Source organism: Kitasatospora sp. NPDC048239 (assembly GCF_043202015.1).
Lineage (GTDB): Bacteria > Actinomycetota > Actinomycetes > Streptomycetales > Streptomycetaceae > Kitasatospora.
Genome location: NZ_JBICZP010000001.1, coordinates 110,611 through 135,688, shown reverse-complemented (window position 1 = coordinate 135,688; position 25,078 = coordinate 110,611). Strand labels below are relative to the sequence as shown.

The 25,078-nt window shown below is 72.8% G+C and carries 20 protein-coding genes; 11 read left to right on the top strand and 9 right to left on the bottom strand.

Annotation, left to right across the window (positions count from 1 at the left end; all coding sequences use genetic code 11):
• Window positions 1–84 precede the first annotated feature (84 nt).
• On the bottom strand, window positions 85–1,224 hold the full coding sequence (gene dnaJ / locus ACGFZP_RS00565) for a molecular chaperone DnaJ (RefSeq protein WP_392927075.1): 1,140 nt from the start codon (window positions 1,222–1,224) through the stop codon (window positions 85–87).
• A 75-nt stretch (window positions 1,225–1,299) separates the two neighbouring features.
• Window positions 1,300–2,334, bottom strand: a complete 1,035-nt coding sequence (gene hrcA / locus ACGFZP_RS00560; protein ID WP_392927072.1) for a heat-inducible transcriptional repressor HrcA — start codon at window positions 2,332–2,334, stop codon at window positions 1,300–1,302.
• 262 nt (window positions 2,335–2,596) lie between these two features.
• Between hrcA and htpX the strand changes: the two genes are divergently transcribed.
• The 3 genes from htpX (at window position 2,597) to ACGFZP_RS00545 (ending at window position 5,090) form a co-directional block, all read left to right on the top strand.
• On the top strand, window positions 2,597–3,517 hold the full coding sequence (gene htpX, locus ACGFZP_RS00555; RefSeq protein WP_392927069.1) for a zinc metalloprotease HtpX: 921 nt from the start codon (window positions 2,597–2,599) through the stop codon (window positions 3,515–3,517).
• A gap of 67 nt (window positions 3,518–3,584) precedes the next feature.
• A complete protein-coding gene (locus ACGFZP_RS00550) occupies window positions 3,585–4,169 on the top strand; it encodes a hypothetical protein (protein WP_392927066.1) in 585 nt (194 codons plus the stop codon).
• An 87-nt stretch (window positions 4,170–4,256) separates the two neighbouring features.
• Complete coding sequence (locus ACGFZP_RS00545; RefSeq protein WP_392927063.1) at window positions 4,257–5,090, top strand: DUF3097 domain-containing protein; 834 nt, start codon at window positions 4,257–4,259, stop codon at window positions 5,088–5,090.
• A 324-nt stretch (window positions 5,091–5,414) separates the two neighbouring features.
• On the opposite strand, the gene hemW is transcribed toward ACGFZP_RS00545, so the two are convergent.
• On the bottom strand, window positions 5,415–6,644 hold the full coding sequence (gene hemW, locus ACGFZP_RS00540; protein WP_392927060.1) for a radical SAM family heme chaperone HemW: 1,230 nt from the start codon (window positions 6,642–6,644) through the stop codon (window positions 5,415–5,417).
• A 59-nt stretch (window positions 6,645–6,703) separates the two neighbouring features.
• Window positions 6,704–8,623, bottom strand: a complete 1,920-nt coding sequence (locus ACGFZP_RS00535; protein WP_392927057.1) for an AMP-dependent synthetase/ligase — start codon at window positions 8,621–8,623, stop codon at window positions 6,704–6,706.
• Between the two features lie 348 nt (window positions 8,624–8,971).
• Here ACGFZP_RS00535 and ACGFZP_RS00530 point away from each other — a divergent pair, with 348 nt between their 5' ends.
• The 4 genes from ACGFZP_RS00530 to ACGFZP_RS00515 all read left to right on the top strand — a co-directional run bounded on the left by ACGFZP_RS00530 (window position 8,972) and on the right by ACGFZP_RS00515 (window position 14,878).
• A complete protein-coding gene (locus ACGFZP_RS00530; protein ID WP_392927054.1) occupies window positions 8,972–10,705 on the top strand; it encodes an ABC transporter ATP-binding protein in 1,734 nt (577 codons plus the stop codon).
• Window positions 10,706–10,806: 101 nt separating this feature from the next.
• Window positions 10,807–12,705, top strand: a complete 1,899-nt coding sequence (locus ACGFZP_RS00525) for an ABC transporter ATP-binding protein (protein WP_392928279.1) — start codon at window positions 10,807–10,809, stop codon at window positions 12,703–12,705.
• 100 nt (window positions 12,706–12,805) lie between these two features.
• Window positions 12,806–13,753: an RNA polymerase sigma factor SigJ gene (sigJ, locus tag ACGFZP_RS00520; protein WP_392927051.1), complete on the top strand. Its 948-nt coding sequence runs from the start codon at window positions 12,806–12,808 to the stop codon at window positions 13,751–13,753.
• 60 nt (window positions 13,754–13,813) lie between these two features.
• Window positions 13,814–14,878, top strand: coding sequence for an NAD(P)/FAD-dependent oxidoreductase (locus tag ACGFZP_RS00515; RefSeq protein WP_392927048.1), 1,065 nt, complete (start codon window positions 13,814–13,816; stop codon window positions 14,876–14,878).
• A gap of 92 nt (window positions 14,879–14,970) precedes the next feature.
• On the opposite strand, the gene lepA is transcribed toward ACGFZP_RS00515, so the two are convergent.
• Complete coding sequence (gene lepA, locus ACGFZP_RS00510) at window positions 14,971–16,839, bottom strand: translation elongation factor 4 (protein ID WP_392927045.1); 1,869 nt, start codon at window positions 16,837–16,839, stop codon at window positions 14,971–14,973.
• 257 nt (window positions 16,840–17,096) lie between these two features.
• On the opposite strand from lepA, the gene ACGFZP_RS00505 reads away from it, so the two are divergent.
• The 3 genes from ACGFZP_RS00505 (at window position 17,097) to ACGFZP_RS00495 (ending at window position 18,955) form a co-directional block, all read left to right on the top strand.
• Window positions 17,097–17,402: an antibiotic biosynthesis monooxygenase family protein gene (locus tag ACGFZP_RS00505; RefSeq protein ID WP_392927042.1), complete on the top strand. Its 306-nt coding sequence runs from the start codon at window positions 17,097–17,099 to the stop codon at window positions 17,400–17,402.
• 146 nt (window positions 17,403–17,548) lie between these two features.
• Window positions 17,549–17,818 (top strand): 30S ribosomal protein S20, encoded by a 270-nt coding sequence (rpsT, locus tag ACGFZP_RS00500; protein ID WP_387939763.1) that lies wholly within the window; start codon window positions 17,549–17,551, stop codon window positions 17,816–17,818.
• Window positions 17,819–18,277: 459 nt separating this feature from the next.
• Window positions 18,278–18,955, top strand: coding sequence for a hypothetical protein (locus ACGFZP_RS00495; RefSeq protein WP_392927039.1), 678 nt, complete (start codon window positions 18,278–18,280; stop codon window positions 18,953–18,955).
• Between the two features lie 79 nt (window positions 18,956–19,034).
• On the opposite strand, the gene holA is transcribed toward ACGFZP_RS00495, so the two are convergent.
• The gene (gene holA / locus ACGFZP_RS00490) at window positions 19,035–20,030 is read right to left on the bottom strand and encodes a DNA polymerase III subunit delta (protein ID WP_392927036.1); all 996 of its coding nucleotides are present in this window, start codon (window positions 20,028–20,030) and stop codon (window positions 19,035–19,037) included.
• 178 nt (window positions 20,031–20,208) lie between these two features.
• Here holA and ACGFZP_RS00485 point away from each other — a divergent pair, with 178 nt between their 5' ends.
• Window positions 20,209–20,502 (top strand): hypothetical protein, encoded by a 294-nt coding sequence (locus tag ACGFZP_RS00485; RefSeq protein ID WP_392927033.1) that lies wholly within the window; start codon window positions 20,209–20,211, stop codon window positions 20,500–20,502.
• A gap of 157 nt (window positions 20,503–20,659) precedes the next feature.
• Here ACGFZP_RS00485 and ACGFZP_RS00480 read toward each other — a convergent pair whose 3' ends face one another.
• From ACGFZP_RS00480 to ACGFZP_RS00470, 3 genes are all read right to left on the bottom strand, one after another.
• Entirely contained in the window at window positions 20,660–21,241 is a 582-nt protein-coding gene (locus tag ACGFZP_RS00480) for a hypothetical protein (protein WP_392927031.1), read from the bottom strand.
• 142 nt (window positions 21,242–21,383) lie between these two features.
• Window positions 21,384–23,957 carry a ComEC/Rec2 family competence protein gene (locus ACGFZP_RS00475; RefSeq protein WP_392927028.1) on the bottom strand — a complete coding sequence of 858 codons (2,574 nt, stop codon included), beginning with the start codon at window positions 23,955–23,957 and terminating at the stop codon, window positions 21,384–21,386.
• Window positions 23,958–24,178: 221 nt separating this feature from the next.
• Window positions 24,179–25,018, bottom strand: coding sequence for a helix-hairpin-helix domain-containing protein (locus tag ACGFZP_RS00470; protein WP_392927025.1), 840 nt, complete (start codon window positions 25,016–25,018; stop codon window positions 24,179–24,181).
• Between the last annotated feature and the right edge of the window lie 60 nt (window positions 25,019–25,078).

Sequence of the window (25,078 nt, the reverse complement as noted above, 5' to 3'; positions counted from 1 at the left end):
GGGGGTGCGAGGTCGGTGCGGTGGAACGACGGCGCCCGGCGACCCGTCCGGGTCGCCGGGCCCAGGGGCGGTGCCCCGGCGCTGTCAGCGACCGTTGAAGGCGTCCTTCAGCCGGGAGAACAGCCCCTGCTGGCCGGGCGCGAACTGGCCTGAGGGCCGCTCCTCGCCGCGCAGCACCGCGAGGCGGCGCAGCAGGTCCTCCTGCTCGGGGTCGAGCTTGGTGGGCGTCTGCACCTCGACATGCACTATCAGGTCGCCCCGGCCGCCCCCGCGCAGGTGGGTGATGCCGCGGGCGTGCAGCGGGATCGACTGGCCGGACTGGGTGCCGGGCCGGATGTCGACCTCCTCCAGGCCGTCCAGGGTCTGCAGCGGCACCTGGGTGCCGAGCGAGGCCGCCGTCATCGGGATGGTGACGGTGCAGTGCAGGTCGTCCCCGCGCCGCTGGAAGGTCGGGTGGGTGGTCTCGGCGATCTCGACGTAGAGGTCGCCGGCCGGGCCGCCGCCGGGGCCGACCTCGCCCTCGCCGGCCAGCTGGATCCGGGTGCCGTTGTCGACACCGGCCGGGATCTTGACGGTCAGGGTGCGGCGGGCCCGGACCCGGCCGTCGCCGGCGCACTCGGGGCACGGGGTCGGCACGACGGTGCCGAAGCCCTGGCACTGCGGGCAGGGGCGGGAGGTCATGACCTGGCCCAGGAAGGACCGGGTGACCTGGGAGACCTCGCCCTTGCCGCGGCACATGTCGCACGTCTGCGCGGAGGTGCCGGGAGCGGCGCCCTCACCGCTGCAGGTGGTGCAGGTGACGGCGGTGTCGACCTGGAGTTCCTTGGTGGTGCCGAAGGCGGCCTCCTCCAGGGTGATCTCCAGCCGGATCATGGCGTCCTGGCCGCGCCTGGTCCGCGAGCGCGGGCCGCGCTGGCCGGAGGCCGCGCCGAAGAAGGCGTCCATGATGTCGGAGAAGCCGAAGCCCGCCGCGCCCGCGCCGAAGCCGCCCGCGCCGCCGCCGTTGGGCGACAGGGGGTCGCCGCCGAGGTCGTAGACCTGGCGCTTCTGCGGGTCCGAGAGCACCTCGTAAGCGGCGTTGATCTCCTTGAACCGCTCCTGCGTCTTCGGGTCCGGGTTGACGTCCGGGTGCAGTTCGCGTGCCAGGCGCCGGAACGCCTTCTTGATCTCGTCCTGCCCCGCATCCCGTCGGACGCCGAGTACCGCGTAGTAGTCCGTGGCCACCAAATGCTCCGCTTGTTCCGCCTGTAGAAGTGCTTGCGACTGGTGCCACCGCCGGATTTCCGACGGCGGCCGTTCCTACGACTCGGCCAGGATCTGACCCACGTACCGTGCCACCGCTCGCACCGCCCCCATTGTGCCCGGATAGTCCATCCGGGTCGGACCGATCACACCCAGTTTGGCCACGCTCTCGTCGCCCGAACCGTAACCGACGGAGACGACCGAGGTGGAATTGAGCCCCTCGTAGGCGTTCTCCCGCCCGATCCGGACCGTCACCCCCGCGTCCGCGGTCTCACCCAGGAGGCGGAGCAGGATGACCTGCTCCTCCAGGGCCTCCAGCACCGGCTGGATGGTGAGCGGGAAGTCGTGGCCGAAGCGGGTCAGGTTGGCCGTGCCGGCCAGCATGATCCGCTCCTCGTTCTGCTCGGCGAGCGCCTCGAAGAGCGTCGCCAGGACGATCGTGACGGTCGGCCGGTCGGCCGCCTCGAAGGCCGCGGGGAGTTCCTCCAGCAGCCCCGGCACCTCGGGCAGCCGCTGTCCGACGGCCCGGGTGTTGATCTTGGCGCGGAGGTCCGCGAGGACCACCTCGCCGACCGCGCCCGGGCAGTCGACCATCCGCTGCTCGACCCGGCCGGTGTTGGTGATCAGGACCAGCATCACCTTGGTCGGGGCGAGGGCGACGAGCTCGATGTGCCGCACCGTCGACCGCGAGAGCGAGGGGTACTGGACGACCGCGACCTGCCTGGTGAGCTGGGCGAGCAGCCGGACCGTCCGGGCGACCACGTCGTCCAGGTCGACCGCGCCGTCCAGGAAGTGCCGGATCGCCCGCCGCTCGGGCGCGCTCATCGGCTTGACCTCGGCCAGCCGGTCGACGAACAGGCGGTACCCCTTGTCGGTGGGGATCCGCCCGGCGCTGGTGTGCGGCTGGTGGATGTAGCCGTCCTCCTCCAGCGCGGCCATGTCGTTGCGGACGGTGGCCGGGGAGACCCCGAGGCTGTGCCGCTCCACCAGGGCCTTGGAGCCGACCGGCTCCTCGGTCCCCACGTAGTCCTGGACGATGGCGCGCAGCACGGCGAGCTTGCGTTCGTCGAGCTGTCGGACCTCACCGGCCATGGGGCACGCACCTCCGTCTTCGCACGTTGTCCGTTGTGGCATGTGTCCGCTTTGGCATGCTGCGAGCCGCTCTGGGAGGGCCCTGGCTCTGGCACTCTGAACACACGAGTGCCAGGACCGTACCTGCCAGTGTAAGGCCCGGGTCCGACGGCAGGAACGGCCTGTCGGGGGTGATCCTGCCCGCACTGTCCGGCGCGCGGGTGATGCCGTGGGCCCGACCGGGTGGCAGCATCGATAGCGAACGGCGAACGGAGGAGCAGCGATGTCGAGCTCGGGCCAGCACACCCGCTTCGCCCCGGACCGCGGTCTGACCGGCCGGATGGTCGGGACGATGTTCGTGATCGGGCTGTTGTACGTCGGTTTCACCGGCCTGCTGATCGTGCTGCTGCGCGGGGCCTGGCCACTGATCGTGCTGCTCTCGGGCGGCCTGTTCGTGGCCCAGTTCTGGTTCAGCGACAAGATCACCGAGCGGGCGATGGGCGCCCACCGGGTGACCCCGGAGCAGTACCCGCAGCTGCACGGCACCATCGACCGGCTCTGCGCGCTCGCCGACATGCCCAAGCCCCGGGTGGCGGTCGCCGACAACGACATGCCGAACGCCTTCGCGACCGGGCGCAACCCGCAGAACGCGGTGGTCTGCGTGACCACCGGGCTGCTGCGGCGGCTGGAGCCGGAGGAGCTGGAGGGCGTGCTGGCGCACGAGCTGTCGCACGTCGCCCACCGGGACGTCGCGGTGATGACCATCGCCGGCTTCCTCGGCGTGCTGGCCGGGGCGATGACCCGGATCGCGATGTACGGCGGGTTCATGGGCGGCGGCCGGAACAGCAACGACTCCAACGCGGCCATCGCCGCCCTGGTCATCCCGCTGGTCTCGGTGGTGGTGTACGCGATCAGCTTCCTGCTGACCAGGCTGCTCTCCCGCTACCGGGAGCTGGCCGCCGACCGGGCCGCCGCCCAGCTCACCGGCCGGCCCAGCGCGCTGGCCTCGGCGCTGACCAAGGTGACCGGCCAGATCGCCGCGATCCCGAGCAGGGACCTGCGCCAGGCCCAGCCGTACAACGCCTTCTACTTCGCCCCGGCGCTGAGCGCCCGGGAGGCCGCCTCGCAGCTGTTCTCCACCCACCCCTCGCTGGAGAAGCGGCTGGAGCAGCTGGCGGGCATCTCGGCCCAGCTCGGCCGCTGAGCCGGGCACCGAGCCGACCGCCCCGCCGACCGCCGACCCCGCCGAAACACCTCCGGAAGGGACCACCGTGGGATTCCTGGACGCCCTGTTCGGCCGCACCAAGCCGGTCAGACCCGACCTCGACCAGCTGTTCGGGGTCCCCTCGGCCGCGCTGACCCTGGAGGCGGCCGCCGGCTTCCTGCCGACCGGTCTCGGGTCGGTCTGCTTCGCGGCCGTCGAGGGCGGGGCCTTCGGCGAGGTGGAGCGGCAGGTACGGGCGCTGCTGGACGCCGACACCGAGCGCGGCGGCGTCCCGGTGGAGGCCTCCAAGGACGCGTACGGCTACTCCTGGCTGCTCGCCTGGCACACCCCGCAGGAGCTGCCGGAGCTGGTCAACGACCTGCACGCGGTCAACAGCGAGCTGGAGGCGAACGGCTTCGGGCCGCAGCTGCTCTGCTCGCTGGTCGCCTTCCGCAACGCCGAGGGGCAGTCGCTGGCGCTGGTCTACCTGTACAAGCGCGGCACCTTCTACCCGTTCGCGCCGATGCCGGGCGGCGGGGAGCGGCGCAACAGCCCGCTGGAGCTCCAGGTGAACGCCATGCTCGGGAACGACCTGCGGCTGGAGAAGGACCTCGGCCGCTGGTTCCCGGTCTGGGGCGCGCCGGGGCTGTGAGGTCCGCCGGGGCTGTGACGTCCCGCCGCGGCGGCGCGGCCGGCGGGCTGACGGACCGACGGGTCGGCGGACCCTAGACTCCGGGGAATGCGCAGCCGCCAGTACGGACCCGATCTGACCCCGCCGTGGAAGCGGCAGCAGCCCGCCCCGGAGGTGCCCGCCGAACGGGACCTGGTGGTGGAGGAGGCGGCGAGCGGCTTCTGCGGCGCGGTGGTGCGCTGCGAGAAGACGGCGGAGGGCTTCACCGTCACCCTGGAGGACCGCTTCGGCAGGCACCGGGTGTTCCCGCTGGTGCCTCGCGGCTTCCTGCTGGAGGGCCGGACGGTCACCCTGGTCCGCCCCGCCGCGGCCGCACCGGTGCCCTCCCGGGCACCCGGCCGGACCGCCTCCGGGTCGGTGGCGGTGCCCGGCGCCCGCGCACGGGTGGCCCGGGAGTCCCGGATCTACGTCGAGGGCCGGCACGACGCCGAGCTGGTCGAGCGGGTCTGGGGTGACGACCTGCGGATCGAGGGCGTGGTCGTCGAGTACCTGGAGGGCATCGACGACCTGGCCGCGATCGTCGCCGGGTTCGCCCCCGGCCCGGGCCGCCGCCTCGGCGTGCTGGTCGACCACCTGCTCCCGGGCACCAAGGAGCACCGGATCGCCGCCCGGGTGACCGGCGACGCCGTCCTGGTCGTCGGCCACCCGTACATCGACATCTGGCAGGCCGTGAAGCCGTCCAGTGTCGGCATCCCCGGCTGGCCCGACGTGCCGTACGAGGAGGAGTGGAAGGAGGGCGTCTGCCGCCGCCTCGGCTGGCCGGTGGACACCCCCGCCGCCTGGAAGCGCATCCTCTCGAAGGTCGACTCGTACAAGGACCTGGAGCCGGCCCTGCTGGCGAGGGTCGAGGAGCTGATCGACTTCGTGACGCTGCCGGAGTGACGGTCAGAGCGTGCCGAACTCACCCGTGCCCAGCGTCACTCCCAGAGCATCGACCGCGATGGGACCACCGAACTTGAACGACTCCCCGACCTCGTGGTCGGGGACGCCCGACGCAGTCGCGGTGGTCGGCTCGGTGAGCAGCAGGCACTCGCCCTCGAGCGGGTCGGCGACCAGGCGGACGCCGATCCTCCCGCCGATTTCCCCCTGACGAGCTCGGCCTTGACGCCCTCCGGAACCTCCAGGTTCTCGAAGATCCCGGTCATCCGGTCATCGATGGCGGTCATCGCACGCCCCCTCCGACGGCTGGCACCACGCCAACGAATGTCAGTCCACCAGGTCACGCACGACCGCGTCGGCCAGCAGGCGGCCCTGGAGGGTCAGGACGGCGCGGCCCGCCCCGTACGGCTCCGGGGCGAGGAGGCCGTCGGCGAGGTGGCGGCCGGCGGCCTTCAGACCGGTCTCGGTCAGGAGGGTGAGCGGGATGCCCTCGGCGAGGCGCAGTTCGAGCAGGATGCGCTCGACGCGGCGGTCCTCGTCCGCGAGCAGCTCGCGGCCCTGGGCCGGGGTGCGGCCCTCGGCGAGGGCCTGCGCGTACGCGGCGGGGTGCTTGGCGTTCCACCAGCGGACGCCGCCGACGTGGCTGTGCGCGCCCGGCCCGGCGCCCCACCAGTCGGCGCCGGTCCAGTAGAGCTCGTTGTGCCGGCAGCGGCCCTCGGGGGTGGTGGACCAGTTGGAGACCTCGTACCAGGAGTAGCCGGCGGCGCTCAGCGCCTGCTCGGCGATCAGGTAGCGGTCGGCGTGCACGTCGTCGTCGATCATCGGCAGTTCGCCGCGCTTGACCCGGGCGGCCAGCTTCGTGCCCTCCTCGACGATCAGCGAGTACGCCGAGACGTGGTCGGGGCCCGCGCCGATCGCGGCGTCCAGGGAGGCCCGCCAGTCGTCGTCGGACTCGCCGGGGGTCCCGTAGATGAGGTCCAGGTTGACGTGCTCGAACCCGGCCTCGCGGGCCTCGGCCACGCAGGCCTCGGGGCGGCCCGGGGTGTGGTGGCGGTCGAGCAGCTGCAGCACGTGCGGCCGGGCGCTCTGCATGCCGAAGGAGACCCGGTTGTAGCCGCCCTCGCGCAGTTCGGCGAGGTAGGCCGGGCCGACCGACTCCGGGTTGGCCTCGGTGGTCACCTCGGCGCCGGGGGCGATCCCGAACTCCTCGCGGATCGCGGCGAGCATCTTCACCAGGTCCCGGGCGGGCAGCAGGGTGGGGGTGCCGCCGCCGAGGAAGACGGTCTGCACCGGCAGCTCGGCGTCCCCCAGCACCCGCCGGGCCAGGCGGATCTCGGAGACCACGTTGTCCGCGTACGTCTCCTGGGAGGCGACGGCGCCCGAGGAGCGCAGCTCGGTGGCGGTGTAGGTGTTGAAGTCGCAGTAGCCGCAGCGGCTCGCGCAGTACGGGACGTGCAGGTAGAAGCCGAACGGCCGCGAGCCCAGCCCGGTGAGGGCGTGCGCGGGCAGGGAACCGTCGGACGGCACGGGTTCGCCGTCGGGGAGTGCGGAGGGCATGAGCCCATTGTCCCGTACGGCCGCGGTGATCCTTCAGGCCGTACGGGACAGCGGGTGGGTCAGGCCTCGTTGGCCCCCGCGTACATCTCGGTGACGGCGTCCGCGTACGTCCGCTCGACCACCGGGCGCTTGATCTTCAGGCTCGGGGTGAGCTCGCCGTGCTCGATGTCCAGGTCGCGCGGGAGCAGGGTGAACTTCTTGATCGTCTGCCAGCGCTGGAGGTCGGTGTTGACCCGCTTGACGAAGCCCTCGATCAGCTCGTGCACCTGCGGTGCGGCGGCGACCTCGGCGTACGACTTGCCGGCCAGGCCGTGCTCGGCGGCCCACGGCATGATCACCGACTCGTCCAGGCCGATCAGCGCGGTGCAGAAGTTGCGGCCGTTGCCGATCACCAGGATGTTGCTGACGAACGGGCAGACCGCCTTGAACTTGCCCTCCACCTCGCTCGGCGCGACGTACTTGCCGCCGGAGGTCTTGAACATGTCCTTCTTGCGGTCGGTGATCCGCAGGAAGCCGTCCTGGCCGAGCTCGCCGATGTCCTCGGTGTGGAACCAGCCGTCCGGCTCCAGCACCTCGGCGGTCTTCTCCGGCAGGTTGTGGTAGCCGCGCATCACGCCGGGGCCGCGCAGCAGGATCTCGCCGTCCTCGGCGATCCGGACCTCGCTGCCCGGCAGCACGTTGCCGATGGTGCCGACCCGGACGTCCTCGGCCCGGTTGACGCAGATGCCGGCCGAGGTCTCGGTCAGGCCGTAGCCCTCCAGCACCGGTACGCCGACGCCGGCGAAGAAGTAGCCGATCTCGGGCGCCAGCGCGGCGCTCCCGGAGACCGAACCGCGCATCCGCCCGCCGAAGGCGTCCCGGATCTTGGTGTACACCAGCTTGTCGGCGATCGCGTGCTGGACCCGCAGGCCAAGCGGGGCGCTGTCGCGGCCGGTGGCGATCCGGTTCGCCTGGGTGACCCGGGCGTACTCGCGGGCGGTGCGGGCCGCCCACATGAAGATCTTGTACTTGGCGCCGCCCTCGGCCCGGGCCTTGCCGGCGATGCCGTTGTAGACCTTCTCGAAGATGCGCGGCGCGGAGGCCATCATGGTCGGGCGGACGACCGGCAGGTTGTGGATGATCCGGTCGACCCGGCCGTCCACGGCCATCACGTGGCCGGTGGCGATCTGGCCGCAGATCAGGCTCTTGCCGAACACGTGCGACAGCGGCAGCCACATGAACTGCACGTCCTCCGCGCGCAGCAGCCCGCTCTGCTCCTGGGAGCGGCCCTGGTACGCCCAGCAGTCGTGCACCAGGCGCACGCCCTTGGGGCGGCCGGTGGTGCCGGAGGTGTAGATCAGGGTGGCCAGCTGCTCCTTGTCGAGCGCGGCGACGACCTTCTCCACGGCGTCCGGGTGCTGCTCCAGGTACTCGTTACCGAGCTGCTCCAGGTCGGCCAGGGTGAGTACGTTCAGTCCGCCGGTCTCCGCCGGGGCGGCGCCGTCGAACAGGATCGCGGTGCGCAGCTCGGGCAGCTGCTCCAGCTCGCCGACCACCTTGGCGAGCTGGGTCCCGTTCTCGACGAACAGTGCTCTGGAGCCCGAGTCCGAGAGGATGTACGCCGTCTCGTCGGCGTTGGTGCTGGGGTAGATCGCGGTGGTGGCGGCCCCCGCGCACATGTTGCCGAGGTCGGCGACGATCCACTCCAGCCGGGTGGAGGACATCAGCGCGACGCGGTCCTCCGGGTGGATGCCCAGCGACAACAGGCCGGCGGCCACCGCGTAGACCCGGGTCGCGGTCTGTGCCCAGGTCACCGAGCGCCACTGCTCGGCGCCGGGGGTGCTGTCCGCCGCGTGCTCGTCGACCGGCACGGGGAAGCGGTAGGCCTCACCGCCCGGAGTGGCGGCGACCCGCTCCAGGAACAGGTGGGCGACGGAGGCGGGACGCCCGGCGACGATGTCGGCACTGCCGGAGTCGATCAGGGACTGCGCGGAACTCAACGAGGACCTCCGGAGGGCGGGTGGCCGTGTGAGGGGTTGTCTCGGCGCCCGTGGGGGGCGGTCGCCGGGCCCCGGTCGACCGGCTGGGTACCGGTGAGTAACAAGGGGGCATTCAGCAGCCTATTGGGAAACCGGCCATTCCGTAAGGGGGTCGGGCAGGCTGGCACGGCGGCACCGGGCCAGTGCAGCATGTGACAGGCCCGCCGCACCACCCCGCAACGCCCCGCCGGGGCGTTGGGCAAAGGACTGGACAAACATCCGGCTCGCAGCACCGGAATCACCTGTGCGAGTCCACCAAAGAACGAGAATCGGGGTGCGAACCCCACCGCCGACGACAAGAGTGTGCCAGTGCTGATCAGACTGCTCAGGGCGTACCTGCGCCCCTACTCCCGCCCGATCACCGTGCTGGTACTGCTCCAGCTCGTGTCCACCCTCGCAGCGCTCTACCTGCCCACACTCAACGCCGACATCATCGATGACGGCGTGACCAAGGGAGACACCGGCTACATCCTGCGCGTGGGCGGGGTGATGATCGGGGTCACCCTGGTCCAGGCGCTCTGCTCGGTCGGCGCCGTCTACTACGGCGCGCGGACCGCCATGGCGTTCGGCCGGGACGTCCGGGCCGCCGTCTTCGGCCGGGTGCAGAGCTTCTCCGCCCGCGAGGTCGGCCAGTTCGGCGCCCCCTCGCTGATCACCCGGACCACCAACGACGTCCAGCAGGTGCAGATGCTGGCCCTGATGAGCTTCACCCTGATGGTCGCCGCGCCGATCATGTGCGTCGGCGGCATCATCATGGCGCTCAACCAGGACGTGCCGCTGTCCGGCCTGCTGCTGGCCGTGATCCCGGTCCTGGGCACCGTCGTCGCCCTGCTGGTCCGGGCGCTGCGCCCGAGCTTCCGCAGCATGCAGGAGCGGATCGACACCGTGAACCGGGTCCTGCGCGAGCAGATCACCGGCATCCGGGTCATCCGCGCCTTCGTCAAGGACGACCACGAGCAGGCCCGCTTCGCCGGGGCCAACGGCGACCTGACCGACGTCTCGCTGCGGGTCGGCCGGCTGATGGCCTTCATGTTCCCCACCGTGATGCTGGTGGTGAACGTCTCCAGCGTCGCGGTGCTCTGGTTCGGCGCCCAGCGGATCGACAGCGGCGGGATGCAGATCGGCGCGCTGACCGCCTTCCTCTCCTACCTGATGCAGATCCTGATGAGCGTCATGATGGCCACCTTCATGTTCATGATGGTGCCGCGCGCCGAGGTCTGCGCCGAGCGCATCCAGGAGGTGCTGGACACCCGCTCCAGCGTCGTCCCGCCGTCCGCGCCCGTCACCGAGGTGCTGCGCCGGGGCAACCTGGAGCTGCGCGACGTCGAGTTCCGCTACCCGGGCGCCGAGGCCCCGGTGCTGCGCGGCATCGACATCACCGCCCGCCCCGGCGAGACCACCGCCGTGATCGGCTCCACCGGCAGCGGCAAGTCCACCCTGCTCGGGCTCGTCCCGCGGCTGTTCGACGCCACCGGGGGCAAGGTCCTGCTGGACGGCGTGGACGTGCGCGACCTCGCCCCCGAGACGATCGCCGAGACCGTCGGCCTCGTCCCGCAGAAGCCCTACCTGTTCTCCGGCACGGTCGCCAGCAACCTCCGCTACGGCCGGCCCGAGGCCACCGACGAGGAGCTCTGGCACGCCCTGGAGGTCGCCCAGGCCAAGGAGTTCGTCGAGCGCCTCCCCGAAGGCCTGGACGCGCCCATCGCCCAGGGCGGCGGCAACGTCTCCGGCGGCCAGCGCCAGCGCCTGGCGATCGCCCGCGCACTGGTCCGCAGGCCCGGTGTCTACCTCTTCGACGACTCCTTCTCCGCGCTCGACTACGCCACCGACGCCAGGCTGCGCAAGGCGCTCGCCCGGGAGACCTCCGACGCCACCGTCCTGATCGTCGCCCAGCGCGTCTCCACCATCCGCGACGCCCACCGGATCATCGTCCTGGACGAGGGCGCGGTGGTCGGCAGCGGCACCCACACCGAGCTGATGGCCGACAACCCGACCTACCGGGAGATCGTCCTGTCCCAGCTCACCGAACAGGAGGCGGCGTGAGCACGCCGAAGAAGGCACCCGGGAAGGCCGTGGCCGACGAGGTGCCCAGCGACTCGCAGGCCGCCGCCGCCCGGCGCGGCCCGGCCGGCCCCGGCCGGTTCATGGGCGGCCAGGGCACCGAGAAGTCGATGGACTTCAAGGGCTCCGGCAAGCGGGTGCTCAAGCTGCTGCGCCCGGAACGCGCCCTGATCTCCGCCGTGCTGGCGCTCGGCGTGCTCAGCATCGGCGCCGCCGTGGTCGGCCCCAAGGTGCTCGGCGACGCCACCGACCTGATCTTCGCCGGCGTGGTCGGCGACCAGTTCGAGCCCGGCACCTCCAAGCAGCAGGCCGTCGAGGGGCTGCGCGCGCACGGCGACGGCGGCACCGCCGACCTGCTCAACTCGATCGACTTCACCCCCGGCGTGGGCATGGACTTCAACGCCATCGGCACCGTGCTGCTCTGGGTCCTGGTGATCTACGTCGCCTCCGCCGTACTCGGCATCGTCCAGGGCCGGCTCGCCACCACGGCGATCCAGCGGGCCGGCTACCGGCTGCGCAGGGACGTCGAGGCCAAGCTCGCCCGGCTGCCGCTCAGCTACTTCGACAAGCAGCCGCGCGGCGAGGTGCTCAGCCGGGTCACCAACGACATCGACAACATCGGCCAGTCCATGCAGCAGACCATGGGCCAGGTGGTGAACTCGCTGCTCACCGTGGTCGGCGTGCTCGCGATGATGTTCTGGATCTCACCGCTGCTGGCGCTGATCGCCCTGGTCTCGGTGCCGCTGTCGGTGGTCGTGGCGACCAGGGTCGGCAAGCGGGCGCAGCCCCAGTTCGTCCAGCAGTGGAAGTCCACCGGCCAGCTCAACGCCCACATCGAGGAGATGTACACCGGCCACAACCTGGTGAAGGTCTTCGGCCGGCAGAAGGAGTCCGCGGAGGTCTTCGCCGAGCACAACGAGGCGCTGTTCACCGCCAGCTTCCGGGCCCAGTTCATCTCCGGGATCATCCAGCCCGCGATGATGCTGATCGGCAACCTGCAGTACGTGCTGATCGCCGTGGTCGGCGGCCTGCGGGTGGCGAGCGGCGCGCTGTCGATCGGCGACGTGCAGGCGTTCATCCAGTACTCGCGGCAGTTCAGCCAGCCGCTCACCCAGGTCGCCAGCATGGCCAACCTGGTGCAGTCCGGCGTCGCCTCCGCCGAGCGCGTCTTCGAGCTGCTGGACGCGCCCGAGCAGACCCCCGAGCCGGCCATGCCCGAGCGCCCGGACACCATCCGCGGCCGGGTCGCCTTCCAGGACGTGGCCTTCCGCTACGACCCGGGGACGCCGCTGATCGAGGACCTCTCGCTGAAGGTCGAACCCGGGCAGACCGTCGCCATCGTCGGCCCGACCGGCGCCGGCAAGACCACCATGGTCAACCTGCTGATGCGGTTCTACGAGGTCAGCAGCGGGCGGATCACCCTGGACGGGGTGGACGTGGCCGCGATGTCCCGCGAGGAGCTGCGCTCCGGCATCGGCATGGTCCTCCAGGACACCTGGCTGTTCGGCGGCTCCATCGCCGACAACATCGCGTACGGCGCCGAGGGCGCCACCCGCGAGCAGGTGGTCGAGGCGGCCAAGGCCGCGCACGTGGACCGCTTCGTGCGGACCCTGCCGGACGGCTACGACACCAGGATCGACGACGAGGGCGCCGGCGTCAGCGCGGGCGAGAAGCAGCTGATCACCATCGCCCGGGCCTTCCTGGCCCAGCCGTCGATCCTCGTCCTGGACGAGGCGACCAGCTCGGTCGACACCCGGACGGAGGTCCTGATCCAGCGCGCGATGGCCCGGCTGCGCACCGGCCGGACCAGCTTCGTGATCGCCCACCGGCTCTCCACCATCCGGGACGCCGACGTGATCCTGGTGATGGAGAACGGGTCGATCGTCGAGCAGGGCACGCACGACGAGCTGATCGCCGCCGACGGCGCGTACGCCCGGCTGTACCAGGCCCAGTTCGCCGAGGCCGTGGCCGAGGTCGACTGAGCGGCGGCGCAGTCGTCCGGCGGAGCCGGAGCGGGGGCCGTTCGGTCCGGCCCCCGCTCCGGCTCCTCGTCTTCGGCGCCCGGCCGCTACCGTGGGTCGGGTGAGTGACGACCTCTCAGCCGAGCCGACCGACGCAGCGCCCGACCAGGCCGCGGGGCCGGTGACGGACGACGCCTTCGAGGCGAACCGGCGCTACCTGGGATCGGTCGCCTACCGGCTGCTGGGGTCGTTCACCGACGCCGAGGACGTGCTGCAGGAGGCGTGGCTGCGCTGGCGCACGGCCGACCGGTCCCGGGTCGCCGACCCGCGGGCCTTCCTGACCACCGTCGTCACCCGGCTCTGCTACGACCAGCTGGGCTCGGCCCGGGCCCGCCGGGAGTCCTACTGGGGCGAGTGGCTGCCCGAGCCGGCCGTCTCCTACGCGGACTCCCCCGCCTCCCCCGCCGAGCTGGCCGAACGCGGGGAGTCCGTCTCGCTGGCCCTGCTCGCCGTCCTGGAGCAGCTCACCCCCGCCGAACGGGCCGCGTTCGTCCTGCACGACGTCTTCGCGGTCGGCTTCGACGAGATCGCCGCCACCCTGGAGCGCACCCCCGAGGCCACCCGCCAGCTGGCCTCCCGGGCCCGGCGCCGGGTGAAGGACGGCGGCCGGCGGGCCACCGCCGATCCGGGCGAGCACCGGCAGGCCGTCCAGGCCTTCGCCGCCGCCACCGCCCGCGGGGACATCGAGGGCCTGCTGGCCGTCCTCGATCCCGACGTGGTCTGGCACTCCGACGGCGGCGGCATCGTCACCGCCGGCGCCCGCCCGGTGGTCGGCGCGGACAAGGTCTCCCGGATGGTGGCCGGCCTGGTCGCGAAGTGGTTCACCCCCGGCATCGGCATCGCCTCCGCGCTGGTCAACGGTGAGCCGGGCCTGCTCTGGCACGACGCCGACGGCTCGGTCGGCGCCGTGCTGGCGTTCACCGTCACCGACGGCCGGATCACCGAGGCGTTCGTGGTGGTCAACCCCGAGAAGCTGACCCGTGTGACACAGGTCACCGTCACACCCTGACCGGCTGCGTCGTCCCCTTCCCGAACGCGCGCAGAGAGCGCGGCGAAGGAGGCGGACGACATGACCGAGAAGCAGATCGTCGTACTGGGGGCCGGCTACGCGGGGCTGACCGCCGCGACCCGGGCCGGTCGGCACCACCGGGTGACCCTGGTCGCTCCCGAGGCCCGCTTCCTGCACCGGATCCGCCAGCACGAGACCGCCGCCGGCCACCCCGAGCACCGGCCCGCGCTGGCCGAGCTGGTCCGCGGCCGCGGCGTCCGCCACCTCCGGGCCCGGGCCACCGAGCTGGACCCGAACGCCCGCAAGGTCTTCCTGGACACCGGCGAGGCCATCGGCTACGACACCCTGGTGTACGCCCTCGGCAGCCGGACCGCCTGGCACGGCGTCCCCGGCGCCGCCGAGCACGCCTACCCGGTGGAGCGGGCCGGCGAGCTGAGCGAACGCCTGCGCACCGGGGAGCCCGGCACGGTGGCCGTGGTCGGCGGCGGCGCCACCGGCATCGAACTGGCCGCCGAACTCGCCGAGGCGCACCCCGGCTGGCGGGTGCGGATCGTCGCCGCCGGCCAGGTGGGCGGCTGGTTCTCGGCGAAGGGCCGCGGCCACGTCCTGCGGGTCCTGGAGCGGCTCGGGGTCGACGTGCACGAGCAGAGCGCCGTCACCGGGGTCGACCCGGAGGGGCTGACCACCGGGCGGGGCCGGATCCCGGCCGACGTGGTGGCCTGGGCGGCCGCCATGGACCCCCACCCGCTGGCCGCCGAGGCCGGACTGGCGGTCGCCGCGGACGGCCGCGCGATCGTCGACCGCCACCTGCGCTCGGTCTCGCACCCCGGGGTGTACGTGATCGGCGACGCCGCCGAGGTGACCGTCCCCGGCACCGGCACCCTGCGGATGGGCTGCGCCACCGCCCAGCCGATGGGCCGGTACCTCGGCCGGGTGCTCGCCGGGCGCACCGACAAGCCCTTCGCGTTCCGGTACGCCGTGCAGTGCCTGAGCCTCGGGCGCCGGGACGGGTTGCTGCAGCTGATCCACGGGGACGACTCGATGCGGCCCACCGTGTTCACCGGGCCGGTCGGGCGGCTGGCCAAGGCGGCCATCGTCGGCGGCGTGGTCTCGACCCTGCGCTGAGCGCGCGGGCGGGCGTCGGGTGGCGGAACGGCTGAGGGGCCCGGGGGTGTCGACCCCCGGGCCCCTCAGGCCGCTGCTACCGCTCTACCTCGTTACTTCTTTTCCTTCGGCGCCTCGGCGTCGGTGGACAGCGCGGCGATGAAGGCCTCCTGCGGGACCTCCACGCGGCCGACCATCTTCATCCGCTTCTTGCCTTCCTTCTGCTTCTCCAGCAGCTTGCGCTTACGCGAGATGTCACCGCCGTAGCACTTGGCGAGCACGTCCTTGCGGATCGCGCGGACCGTCTCACGGGCGATCACCCGCGAGCCGATGGCCGCCTGGATCGGCACCTCGAACTGCTGGCGCGGGATCAGCTTCTGCAGCTTGCCGGCCATCATGACGCCGTAGTTGTACGCCTTGTCCTTGTGCACGATCGCGGAGAACGCGTCCACCGCGTCACCGTGCAGCAGGATGTCGACCTTCACCAGGTCGGCCGTCTGCTCGCCGATCGGCTCGTAGTCGAAGGAGCCGTAACCGCGGGTCTTGGACTTCAGGTAGTCGAAGAAGTCGAAGACGATCTCCGCGAGCGGCAGGGTGTAGCGCAGCTCGACGCGGTCCTCGGAGAGGTAGTCCATGCCCTGGAGGTTGCCGCGGCGGCCCTGGCACAGCTCCATGATCGCGCCGACGAACTCGTTCGGCGCCAGGATGGTCCCGCGCACGACCGGCTCGTGCACCTCGGCGATCTTGCCGGTCGGGAACTCGCTCGGGTTGGTGACGGTGTGCTCGGTGCCGTCCTCCATCACCACGCGGTAGACCACGTTCGGGGCGGTGGAGATCAGGTCGAGGTTGAACTCGCGCTCCAGGCGCTCCCGGATGATCTCCAGGTGCAGCAGGCCCAGGAAGCCGCAGCGGTAGCCGAAGCCGAGTGCGACGGACGTCTCCGGCTCGTAGACCAGCGCGGCGTCGTTCAGCCGCAGCTTGTCGAGGGCGTCGCGCAGCAGCGGGTAGTCCGAGCCGTCCAGCGGGTAGAGGCCGGAGAACACCATCGGGCGCGGGTCCTTGTAGCCGCCCAGCGGCTCGGTCGCACCCTTGTGCATCGAGGTGATGGTGTCACCGACCTTGGACTGCCGGACGTCCTTCACACCGGTGATGATGTAGCCGACCTCGCCGACGCCCAGGCCGTCGGCGACCTTCGGCTCGGGCGAGATGACGCCGATCTCCAGCAGCTCGTGGGTCGCGCCGGTGGACATCATCGCGATCCGCTCACGCTTGGTGAGCTGGCCGTCGACGACACGGACGTAGGTGACCACGCCTCGGTAGGAGTCGTACACCGAGTCGAAGATCATCGCGCGGGCCGGGGCGTCCTTGACGCCGACCGGCGCCGGGATCTTCTCGACCACGTGGTCGAGCAGCTCCGGCACGCCGAGGCCGCTCTTGGCGCTGACCTTGAGGACGTCCTCCGGGTCGCACCCGATGATGTGGGCGAGCTCGGCGGCGTACTTCTCCGGCTGGGCGGCCGGCAGGTCGATCTTGTTGAGCACCGGGATGATCGTGAGGTCGTTCTCCAGCGCCAGGTACAGGTTGGCGAGGGTCTGCGCCTCGATGCCCTGGGCGGCGTCCACCACGAGGATGGTGCCCTCGCAGGCGGCGAGCGAACGGGACACCTCATAGGTGAAGTCCACGTGGCCCGGGGTGTCGATCATGTTGAGGATGTGCGTCGACCCGACGTTCGGTCCGGTCTTCGGCGCCCACGGAAGGCGGACCGCCTGCGACTTGATGGTGATGCCGCGCTCGCGCTCGATGTCCATCCGGTCGAGGTACTGGGCGCGCATCTGCCGCGGGTCGACGACGCCGGTGATCTGCAGCATCCGGTCTGCGAGCGTCGACTTGCCGTGGTCGATGTGGGCGATGATGCAGAAGTTGCGGATCAGCGCCGGGTCGGTACGGCTGGGCTCTGGCACATTGCTGGGGGTCGCGGGCACCTTGGTCCGATTCTCCGTTGGTCCGGGGGCCGGGGGTGTCCGGATCATCGCTGACCGCGGCTTCCCGGGGACCGGACAGTCGTCCGATCGAGATAGTTCCTCCCATCTTCCCACGAGCTGGACGTGCGTCGCCGGTCAGCTCGTCCCCCAGCTCGTCCCCGGGCCGCCCGGACCGCGCCCGGGGGGCCGCTGCGCAGCGGCTGCGGCGCCGCTCCGGGGCTTTCGCGCGGCGGTCCGGCGGGGCAGGATGGCGCTCCATGATCCTCGAAAGCGCGCTGCTGGACGTCCTGCCCGGTCAGGAGGAGGCGTTCCTCGCCGCCTTCACGGAGGCCAGGCCGCTGATCGCGGTCCAGTCCGGCTTCCGCTCGCTGGAACTGCGCCGCTGCCTGGACGAGGGACGCGGCTCGCGGTTCCTGCTCCAGGTGGAGTGGGAGGCGCTGGAGGACCACACGGAGGGGTTCCGCCGCTCCGCCGAGTACCAGCGGTGGCGGGAGCTGCTGCACCGCTTCTACGAGCCGTTCCCCGAGGTCGAGCACTACGGCGAGCCGGTGCTCGGCGACTGATCCGGGCCCGGCCGGTTTGGGGCGAACGGTACGCCCCTGGTAGCGTGGGGCGCTGCACCTGGCCCTCGGCATGCCCTCTCAGCTTGTCCGGCGGCCGCCTGGTGCAGCCCGTTCCAACCGTTAACACACAAGACTGAGGCTCCTTCGTGGCGAACATCAAGTCCCAGATCAAGCGCAACAAGACCAACGAGAAGGCGCGCCTGCGCAACAAGGCCGTCAAGTCCTCGCTGAAGACCGCTCTGCGCAAGGCCCGCGAGGCCGCTGCCGCCGGTGAGACCGAGAAGGCCGCCGTGCTGGCCCGCGCCGCCTCCAAGGCGCTGGACAAGGCCGTGAGCAAGGGCATCATCCACGCCAACCAGGCCGCCAACAAGAAGTCGGCGATCACCAAGCGCGTCAACACCGCCGTCCAGGCCTGACGCCCCCGGGGTCCTCGACCCCACCGCCCCAGGTCGGACCGGCCCTCTACCCGGACCCCTGAGGCGCAGTAGGAACTTCGCACCGCACGCGGCCTGCGTTCGCCACGCGGGTGCGGTGCACACAGCAGTACGGCAGGCGCCGCAGCAAGCCCCTTCCCCGGGGCGGCTGCGGCGCCTGTTCCGTTCACCGGTGCGAACGCTAGGGTCGATCACCGACCGGGATCGCGTCCGTCGGGCGCGGGCCCGGGACCACAGGGCTCAGGGGGGCCACGTATGGCAACGCCACCGCCACCGCAGGGCGGGCCGGGGTTCGGCGGTTTTCCGCAGCAGCAGCCGCCGCAGGTGCACCAGCCGCAGCAGCCACCGCAACACCAGCAGCCTCACCAGACTCCGCCGCCGGGCGGTACCCCGGGCTTCGGGCCGCCTCCCGGGCTGCCCACCTCGCCCGGAATGCCGCCGGTGGAAGCCGATCGGCGGGGCCGCCGGGGCGGGGGCCTGCGCCGCAACGCCGTCTGGGCGTTCACGGGCGCGCTGATCGTCTCGGGGGGCTGGGCGGCCGCGGTCTTCACCCTGCCCGGCATGGTGCAGTCCGGGGGCTCGGCGCGTCCGATCCGGGGCTACCACGTCGTGGACGATCTCTGCTCGGCCGCGAAGCCGGGCAAGTTCCAGTCGCTCTACACGATGGTGGACACCAACCCGTACCACTACAGCGCCCGGCACACCGACATGGACGTCATGTCGTGCACCGCCGACATGAAGCGCGGCGCCACGTCCTCGGACTGGGACTACGCGCTGATCGAGATGCGCGCCAACCTGCACAAGTCCGTGGACTCCGCGCCGGAGTTCACCGCCACCAAGGCGGCCTTCCAGCAGCGCAAGGCCGAGATCAGCGCGGTGCCCGGGCTCGGCGACGAGGCCTATCTCGCCTACATCGACGAGCGGCGCACCACCAGCAAGAGCCGGACCTGGCACTCCGCCCGCTACGAACTGCAGGTCCGGGACGGCGGTATGACGTTCTCACTGGCCTGGTCCGCGACCTATGACGACGACGGGCCCAAGCCGGTCGACAAGGAGACCGTCCGGCAGTCGCTGCTCTCCGACGGCCGGGACGCCCTGAAGGCGATCGGCGGCCCGTAGGCGCAGGCGCAGGCGCCACAGGGCCTGCCTCAGTCGGCCTGCCCGCGTGGCCCGGGTGGGAGCCTGCGCCGCCGGCCCGTCAGTACGGGCGGGTGCCTGCCCGGGCGGCGCGGGCGACCGCGACGACGGCCCGCTCCAGCGCGTAGGCCGGGTCGTCGGACCCGCCCTTGACGGCGGCGTCCGCCTGGGCGATCGCGGTCAGGGCGGTGGCCACGCCGTCGCCCGTCCAGCCGCGCATCTGCTGACGGACGCGCTCGACCTTCCACGGCGGCATCCCCAGCTCGCGGGCCAGGTCCGCCGGGCGCATGTTCCGCCCGGTGGTCGCCAGCCGCCCGATGCTGCGGACGCCGGAGGCCAGCGCATAGGTGATACCGGTCGGCGGCTGCCCGACGGCCAGCGCCCAGCGCAGCCGCTCCAGCGCCTCGGCGGCCCGACCGGTGACGGCCAGGTCGGCCACCTCGAAGCCGGTCGCCTCGGCCCGTCCGCTGTAGTAGCGGGCCACCACGGTCTCGTCGATGGTGCCCTCGACGTCCGAGGTGAGCTGGCTGCAGGCGGCGGCCAGCTCGCGCAGGTCGCTGCCGAGCGCGTCCAGCAGGGCCTGGCAGGCCTCCGGCGTCGCCGAGCGGCCGAGCGTCCTGAACTCGCCCCGGACGAAGGTCAGCCGCTCCCCCGCCTTGGCCAGCTTCGCGCAGGCGACCTCCCGGCCGCCGGCCTTGCGCCCGGCGTCCAGCAGGCCCTTGCCCTTGGCGCCACCCGCATGCACCAGCACGATGATCACTTCTTCGGCCGGGGACTCGATGTACGCCTTGACCTCCTTCACCGCCTCGGCGGAGAGGTCCTGAGCGGCCCGGACCACGATGACCTTGCGCTCGGCGAAGAGCGAGGGTGTGGTCAGCTCGGCCAGACTGCCCGGCTGCAGGCCCCCGGGCGGGAGGTCCCGCACATCGGTGTCGGGATCGGCCGCCTTCGCCGCCGCCACCACCTGGGCGACCGCGCGGTCGAGCAGCAGCTCCTCCTGGCCGACCGCGAGGGTCAGCGGGGCGAGCAGGTCGTCGGGTGCACTCTTCCTGGCCATCGCCTACCAGCATCCCACGGGGTGCGGACACTCCCGCCCGGGCCGACCGGGACGCGGACCCGGGTGCGCGGACCGGGTGCGGGCCCGGGTGCGCGGACCGGGTGCGCGGGCCCGGGTGCGGGGGCCGCACGGGGACCCGGGTTGAGGGCGGGCCGACGGATCCGGGGAGAATGACCCAGTGACCGAAGACCACACCATCAGCGACCTGGACGAGTTCGACCCGCACGCCCGGCAACTGCTCGTCCTGCCCGACCGCGACGCCGCCGAGGAGGCCTCCGAAGGCCTCAGCGCCGACCACCCCGACCTCGGCGAACTCGAAATCGTCCGCGACGCACTGGCCGGCGAGGACGACGCCGAGGACGCCCAGTGGCTGGTGGTCGTCGAACCTCCCGAGGACGGCTGGACCCCCGGACTCCTGCGCGCCCTGGACGCCGTCGCCACCGAACACGAGGGCTGGCGCGAGGAGGGCTGACCCCGCCCCCGGGGTGCCGCCCGGCACCCCGGCCTGCCGATGCCGCCTGCCGGTTCCGACTGTCCGGGTGCCGGCTGTCCGGGTGCTCCGCGATGTGCCCATGGCGGTACAGGGGAACGGGCTCAGCGTCGGCGCGGCGCCGCCCCTGGGCTATCGGTCAGCAGAGGAAGAGGGGCAGGTCTTCCAGCGAACCAGGGCCGGTGAAGAAGCGCTCCGCGGCGGCCAGGTCCTTCGCGAACCGTGGCTCACGCTCGGCGAGCGCCTGGTCGAGATCCTGTCGTTCCTGCGGAGGCCGGCTGCGGGCCGCGGCGTTGAGTTCGGCGACGGTTGCCAGCATCAGCCGCTGCCACCGTTCGCCCTGTTCGGCGAGCGCGTAGATGCCCGAAAGCAGGTCGGCCATGCCGACGGGGCGGGTTTGAGACGAAGGGTCCGTACCCGCCACAGGACGGAGTTCAAAGCTCCCGGCCCGTGCGGCGAGCCGCAGCACGCCGGCCCAGTTCCCGATGCGTCCGAGGCGTACGTACAGCGACTCGTCGTCGTGCGGTGGCAGCCGGCCACCGTGCAGGGGATTGGTAGCCGCCACGATGTCGGCCAGGATCCGGCGCTCCGTCCCGGTCAGGACCCACCGCCCCTCCTGCTGAGCCTCCAGAGCCGCGCCGGTCCAGTCCTCGGCCGCAGCCAGCCGGGACGCGAAGTCAGCCGGGTCACTGACCGGTGAAGGTGAGGGCTCAGTGATCACAGCAGTCAGTATCCGATGCCTCCTTGCCGCGGCACGAGAGCGTCACCCACCGCTTCGTCCGGGCACGTTCATCCGTACGGGACTGGGCACGTTCACCTGTACGCCGACACCTGCGCTGCCGAAGTCCGCACTGCCGATCCGCTCAGGTGCGACGCCCCCTCGCGGGTTGGTGGTCGAGTGGGTGGACGACCGCAGCGAGGGCGGCCGGGGTGCCGCCCGTGACGGCGATGTCGCCGGACTGGTCGGTCCGCAGGACGGTCGCACCGAGGGCCCTCAGCTGGTCCACAGTGCGGGCGGCGGGGTGGCCGTAGGGGTTGTCCCGACCGCAGGAGATCAGGGCCAGCCGCGGGCGGAGGAACGCGGCGAGGGCCGCGTCCTGGTGGGCGGAGCCGTGGTGGGCCACCTTGAGGACGTCCACCCGGGTACGGCCGCTGCGGCCGATACGGGCCAGCAGTGCGGACTGGGCCGGCGGTTCGAGATCCCCCAGGAGGGCCAGCCGCAGCCCGCCGCCCAGGGTGACCAGCAGGGCGACGCTGGCGTTGTTGGCACCGGGCGCGTCGGCCGCCGCCGAGCCGTCCGGCCAGAGCACCTCCCAGGAGAGGCCGGGGCCGGCCGTGCGGCGCTCGCCGCGCACGGCCCGCGCCAACGGCACGCCGGCCGCCGACGCCCAGCGGAGCACCCGCGCCGCCTCACCCGGCGGATCGTCCAGCGCGGTGCCCTCGACCGCCCCGACCCGCCGCCCGCGCAGCACTCCCGGCACGCCCTCGACGTGGTCGGCGTGAAAGTGCGTCAGCAGGAGCAGCGGGACGGTGGTGATCCCCAGGTCGCGCAGACAGCGGTCGGCCGCCTGCGGGTCCGGCCCGGCGTCCACGACCACGGCGCTGTCCGGGCCGCCGTCACCGGTGCTCTGGTCCGCCGCGTCGCCTGGGGCGGTGACGGGCAGTACCAGCATGTCGCCCTGGCCCACGTCGCACATCGCCAGCCGCCACCCCGGGGGCGGCCAGCCGGTCGCGATCCGGGTGAGCAGCGGCGGCCGCAGCAGCACGGCCGGCAGGGCAAGGAGGAGAAGCCCCGCCACGACCGCCCGGACATGCCGCAGCCGGACGTACCGCAGCCGGATATGCCGCAGCCGGGCACGCCCCGCCCGGGAGCTACCGCCTGCGGGTGACGCTCCGGCCGGAGGCGGTACGGCAGGAAGCGGTACGGCAGGAGGCGCTCCTCCCACCCCACCGGGCACCGCTCGGCGGGGTAGGAGGAGCGGGGCCGACCAGCAGGCCGCCACGGTGGCGAGGGCGAGGGTGGCGGTACCGAGGAGCCCGCCCGGCCAGGAGAGCCGGGCCCCGGGCAGTTCGGCGCCGTGTCTGGCCACCGCCGCCAGCCAACCGGCCGGGAGGCCGGCCGGCTCGGCCAGCAGGCCGGCCACCGCCGGAAGGACCGGCTCCACCGCGAGGACCGCGAACCCCAGCAGGGTCGCCGGGGCCACCGCCGGCTCGGCCAGCAGGTTGCAGGGGATGGCCACGAGGCTGATGTGTGCGGACAGCACCACGGTGACGGGCGCACAGAGCGCCTGGGCCGCGGCCGTCGCCGCCACGGCGGTCGCCAGGTGGTGCGGCCAGCCCCGCGCCCGCAGGGCGTCCGCCCAGTGCGGACCGAGAACCAGCAGACCCGTGGTGGCGAGGACGGAGAGCAGGAACCCGAACGACCGCGCGAGGTGGGGATCGAGAAGCACCAGGAGCAGGACCGTGCCCGACAGGGCCGGCACCGCCTGGCGCGGTCGGCCGGCCGCCAGGGCCAGCAGGCCGACCAGGCCGGTACCCGCCGCCCGCAGCACGCTCGGCTCTGGGCGGCAGATGGTGACGAAGGCCAGGGTGACGGCGGTGCCGAGCAGCGCGGTGGTGCGCAGCGACAACCCGAGCAGGCCGGCCAGGCCCCGCCGCTCGGACCTCCCGGCCCGCCCGGGTGCCCCCAGCAGCACGCCCAGGACGATCGCGAGATTCGCCCCGCTCACCGCGACCAGGTGCGCCATGTCGGTGGCGCGGAAGGCCTCCTGGAGGTCGTCGGGCAGCCGGGAGACGTCCCCGACGACGAGCGCCGGAAGCAGCCCCCGCGCATCCGGTGGGAGCCCGTCGACGGCGGATCGCAGACCGGCCCGCAGTCGGCCGGCGATGCGCTGCGGCAGGCTCGGCGGCGCCAGCTGCCGGGGCGGCCCGTGGGTGAGCAGCAGCGCCGCGGACTCGGTGTCGTACCCCTCCCCCGCCGGGCGGACCTGTGCCTCGACGGCCAGCCTGGTCGACGGAAGCAGGTGCTGCCAGGCCTCCAGCCCCTCGCCGCGTACCAGGACGGTCACCGGGGTCCTGGTCCGGACGGTCCCGCCCGGTGCGAGCCCGTCGGGTGCGAGCCCGTCGGGGACGCCGACCCGGTCCACCACGGCCTCCACGGTGAGAAGGGCCTGGCCGGCGCTCGTGCCCCTGGACCGGGAGGTGGACGCTCTCGGATCCCCGGTGATGGTCAGGTCGACGCCCACGATCGCGCCGGCCGCGGCCGGGGCCCCGGGGGCGGAGGCGCTGTGGGCCAGTCCGGGCAGCGGACCGCGGTGCAGGTCGGCGGTGTGCAGGAGGGTGGCGGTGGCGGCCGCCGCGCCGGTAAGCAGGACGGCGGCCACGGTGGTGGCGGCGCCCCGGCGTCGCCACCGGGCGGAGTACAGCAGCAGGAACACGGCTGCGACGGCGGCCGCCGTCGCAGCGAGGGCTGCACCGTCGCGCGCACCCGGCCGCAGGACGAGGGCCGTGACCGCCCATGCCGAGACGGCGGGCAGCAGCAGACGGAGGTCGGGGGACGTCCGGACGGGGTCGGTGGAGATACGGGTGGGCTTGGCCGTCCCTGGGATGGCGGCACCTCCCTTCGGCGCACACGGGATGGGGGCGGGGCGGTGGTCGGTCAGAGGGTGAGCATCGGTCTGATCTCCGCGTAGGTGCGCTCGCCGATGCCGCTGACCTGTCTGAGCTGCTCCAGGGAGCGGAACGACCCGTGCGAGGTGCGGAACGCGAGGATGCGCTGAGCCAGCGTCGGACCGACGCCGGGGAGGGTGTCGAGCTGCTGGAGGGTGGCGCGGTTGAGGCTGACCGGCTGCGTCGGCGCGGCCGAGGCGAGCGGGGCACCGGCCGGGGGCGTGCCCGGCTCCCCCACCAGGATCTGCTCACCGTCCGTCAGCACCCGGGCCAGGTTGAGGCTCTTGGTCTCCGTCTCCGGCAGCGGGCCGCCGGCCACCCGCAGGGCGTCCGCCACCCGGGAGCCGCCGGGCAGGGTGTGCACCCCGGGTGAGGGCACCCGGCCTCCGATGTCCACCACCACGACGGTGTTCGTACCAACGGCGCCCGGGCCTGCGCCCGGACCGGCGGCCTCGGCGGCGACCGTGGACGAGCCGGTCGCGGCCGCCACCGCCTCCCCCGGCACCGGCGGGGCGACCGCCACCGCCGGCACCTGGACCGGCCGGGCCCTGGCGAGCCAGAAGTGCTGCACCGCGTAGCCCACGGCGAGCAGCAGCAGGACGAGGAGCCCCACGACCGCCCGCCGGTCCAGCGCCAGCGCCGGGCTCAGTCGAAACGGCGGGCCGCCCACCGGGGCGGGCACCGGACCCGCGTCCGACGGCGGCCCGGTGGCCGAGGGCTCGCCCACATCGGGCGGGCCCTCGGACTCGGGCAGCAGCGTCGACATCCGTCGGCGGGCCGTCTCGGTGATCTCATGGCGCCTGGCCGCGCCGATGCTCGTGGTCGTCATGCGCAGCACGGTAGAAGTCGCTCACCGGCTGCGGGGAAATCTCGAAAAAGCTGTGGATAA

Excerpts from the sequence above, each read along its gene's own strand:
- hrcA (WP_392927072.1), bottom strand. The coding sequence starts at position 2,334 with ATGGCCGGTGAGGTCCGACAGCTCGACGAACGCAAGCTCGCCGTGCTG.
- ACGFZP_RS00545 (WP_392927063.1), top strand. The coding sequence starts at position 4,257 with ATGCGCAGCCGCCAGTACGGACCCGATCTGACCCCGCCGTGGAAGCGG.
- ACGFZP_RS00525 (WP_392928279.1), top strand. The coding sequence starts at position 10,807 with ATGGGCGGCCAGGGCACCGAGAAGTCGATGGACTTCAAGGGCTCCGGC.
- holA (WP_392927036.1), bottom strand. The coding sequence starts at position 20,030 with ATGGCCAGGAAGAGTGCACCCGACGACCTGCTCGCCCCGCTGACCCTC.
- htpX (WP_392927069.1), top strand. The coding sequence starts at position 2,597 with ATGTCGAGCTCGGGCCAGCACACCCGCTTCGCCCCGGACCGCGGTCTG.
- ACGFZP_RS00470 (WP_392927025.1), bottom strand. The coding sequence starts at position 25,018 with ATGACGACCACGAGCATCGGCGCGGCCAGGCGCCATGAGATCACCGAG.
- ACGFZP_RS00505 (WP_392927042.1), top strand. The coding sequence starts at position 17,097 with ATGATCCTCGAAAGCGCGCTGCTGGACGTCCTGCCCGGTCAGGAGGAG.
- ACGFZP_RS00515 (WP_392927048.1), top strand. The coding sequence starts at position 13,814 with ATGACCGAGAAGCAGATCGTCGTACTGGGGGCCGGCTACGCGGGGCTG.
- hemW (WP_392927060.1), bottom strand. The coding sequence starts at position 6,644 with ATGCCCTCCGCACTCCCCGACGGCGAACCCGTGCCGTCCGACGGTTCC.